At 58.8% G+C, this 2,729-nt stretch carries 3 protein-coding genes; all 3 read left to right on the top strand.

Annotated features, from left to right (window positions below; translation table 11 throughout):
- Positions 1-581: 581 nt before the first annotated feature.
- A complete protein-coding gene (locus tag LU684_RS30350; RefSeq protein WP_000679427.1) occupies positions 582-929 on the top strand; it encodes a quaternary ammonium compound efflux SMR transporter QacE delta 1 in 348 nt (115 codons plus the stop codon).
- The gene (gene sul1 / locus LU684_RS30345; RefSeq protein WP_000259031.1) at positions 923-1,762 is read left to right on the top strand and encodes a sulfonamide-resistant dihydropteroate synthase Sul1; all 840 of its coding nucleotides are present in this window, start codon (positions 923-925) and stop codon (positions 1,760-1,762) included. The genes LU684_RS30350 and sul1 overlap by 7 nt, the downstream gene beginning before the upstream one ends.
- A 127-nt stretch (positions 1,763-1,889) precedes the next feature.
- Positions 1,890-2,390, top strand: a complete 501-nt coding sequence (locus tag LU684_RS30340; RefSeq protein WP_000376623.1) for a GNAT family N-acetyltransferase — start codon at positions 1,890-1,892, stop codon at positions 2,388-2,390.
- Positions 2,391-2,729 lie beyond the last annotated feature (339 nt).

Below are 2,729 nucleotides of genomic sequence, written 5' to 3'. Positions count from 1 at the left end.
CAGATGCGGCATAACATGAAGTTGCAGCCGACCATCACTCCGCTGCGCTCCGTTCTGGCGGCTGAACTTCGGCGTTAGAGCAAAAATGAACTGCGCACGCTGTGGCCGCCAGAATTTCGTAGATGCACATCGTTGCGCTCACTGCGGCCACCACTTCTTTGACGGTAGTGACGTGGTGAATCTTCTAGACAAGGCTCAGAAGCGCACTTGGTTAAGGCCGCGAAACATCGCCATATTCCTTGCGGCCTGGGCGCTACTGGTGGTGGAGATCGTCACCTACGCGGGTAAAGCGCCAAGTTCTCCTCAGGGCTGGGCGGCGCTCATACTGCTCGGGCCTATTGTGTACGTCGTACTAGCAACCTGTGCAGATACAATTTTTCGAAAGCCATGAATACAGTAAATCGCTCATGCTCTAACCAATGCTTCCAGCCGACGCTACGGCCTTACGGCCTCCGCGCGTCTGAAGCTGGGCGTTAGATGCACTAAGCACATAATTGCTCACAGCCAAACTATCAGGTCAAGTCTGCTTTTATTATTTTTAAGCGTGCATAATAAGCCCTACACAAATTGGGAGATATATCATGAAAGGCTGGCTTTTTCTTGTTATCGCAATAGTTGGCGAAGTAATCGCAACATCCGCATTAAAATCTAGCGAGGGCTTTACTAAGCTTGCCCCTTCCGCCGTTGTCATAATCGGTTATGGCATCGCATTTTATTTTCTTTCTCTGGTTCTGAAATCCATCCCTGTCGGTGTTGCTTATGCAGTCTGGTCGGGACTCGGCGTCGTCATAATTACAGCCATTGCCTGGTTGCTTCATGGGCAAAAGCTTGATGCGTGGGGCTTTGTAGGTATGGGGCTCATAATTGCTGCCTTTTTGCTCGCCCGATCCCCATCGTGGAAGTCGCTGCGGAGGCCGACGCCATGGTGACGGTGTTCGGCATTCTGAATCTCACCGAGGACTCCTTCTTCGATGAGAGCCGGCGGCTAGACCCCGCCGGCGCTGTCACCGCGGCGATCGAAATGCTGCGAGTCGGATCAGACGTCGTGGATGTCGGACCGGCCGCCAGCCATCCGGACGCGAGGCCTGTATCGCCGGCCGATGAGATCAGACGTATTGCGCCGCTCTTAGACGCCCTGTCCGATCAGATGCACCGTGTTTCAATCGACAGCTTCCAACCGGAAACCCAGCGCTATGCGCTCAAGCGCGGCGTGGGCTACCTGAACGATATCCAAGGATTTCCTGACCCTGCGCTCTATCCCGATATTGCTGAGGCGGACTGCAGGCTGGTGGTTATGCACTCAGCGCAGCGGGATGGCATCGCCACCCGCACCGGTCACCTTCGACCCGAAGACGCGCTCGACGAGATTGTGCGGTTCTTCGAGGCGCGGGTTTCCGCCTTGCGACGGAGCGGGGTCGCTGCCGACCGGCTCATCCTCGATCCGGGGATGGGATTTTTCTTGAGCCCCGCACCGGAAACATCGCTGCACGTGCTGTCGAACCTTCAAAAGCTGAAGTCGGCGTTGGGGCTTCCGCTATTGGTCTCGGTGTCGCGGAAATCCTTCTTGGGCGCCACCGTTGGCCTTCCTGTAAAGGATCTGGGTCCAGCGAGCCTTGCGGCGGAACTTCACGCGATCGGCAATGGCGCTGACTACGTCCGCACCCACGCGCCTGGAGATCTGCGAAGCGCAATCACCTTCTCGGAAACCCTCGCGAAATTTCGCAGTCGCGACGCCAGAGACCGAGGGTTAGATCATGCCTAGCATTCACCTTCCGGCCGCCCGCTAGCGGACCCTGGTCAGGTTCCGCGAAGGTGGGCGCAGACATGCTGGGCTCGTCAGGATCAAACTGCACTATGAGGCGGCGGTTCATACCGCGCCAGGGGAGCGAATGGACAGCGAGGAGCCTCCGAACGTTCGGGTCGCCTGCTCGGGTGATATCGACGAGGTTGTGCGGCTGATGCACGACGCTGCGGCGTGGATGTCCGCCAAGGGAACGCCCGCCTGGGACGTCGCGCGGATCGACCGGACATTCGCGGAGACCTTCGTCCTGAGATCCGAGCTCCTAGTCGCGAGTTGCAGCGACGGCATCGTCGGCTGTTGCACCTTGTCGGCCGAGGATCCCGAGTTCTGGCCCGACGCCCTCAAGGGGGAGGCCGCATATCTGCACAAGCTCGCGGTGCGACGGACACATGCGGGCCGGGGTGTCAGCTCCGCGCTGATCGAGGCTTGCCGCCATGCCGCGCGAACGCAGGGGTGCGCCAAGCTGCGGCTCGACTGCCACCCGAACCTGCGTGGCCTATACGAGCGGCTCGGATTCACCCACGTCGACACTTTCAATCCCGGCTGGGATCCAACCTTCATCGCAGAACGCCTAGAACTCGAAATCTAACGTCCGTTCGGGCATCGAGGTCCATGTCGGGGTGGGACGGGCCCGTGGCTTCAAGATCACTTGCAGTCCGACCGCGATGTCTTGGTTGCGCGAGAGGTTGTCGATATCCTCCACTTCCATCATCAACCCTGGATAATGCCGCCGCCGTCATCGCCGCCGACGCCCGTGCCGGGCTTTTCGGGCCTGTCAGGCTCGCTCGGCCGCCTCTGCGACTTCGCGCACCTTCGGAAAAATAATGACGTTGGTGCGGTGGGGTTCCATAGTGTGTTGGCGCTGATGGAAAATTGACCCACCCTGCCGATTGAAATTTGACCCAGGGCGGATTGCTGATTTTGTTAC

This window comes from Pseudomonas sp. NMI542_15 (assembly GCF_021283425.1).
In the GTDB taxonomy this organism is placed as follows: domain Bacteria; phylum Pseudomonadota; class Gammaproteobacteria; order Pseudomonadales; family Pseudomonadaceae; genus Aquipseudomonas; species Aquipseudomonas fortuita.
The sequence above is the reverse complement of the archived record's forward strand: the minus strand, read 5'-3'. Positions and strand labels throughout refer to the sequence as shown.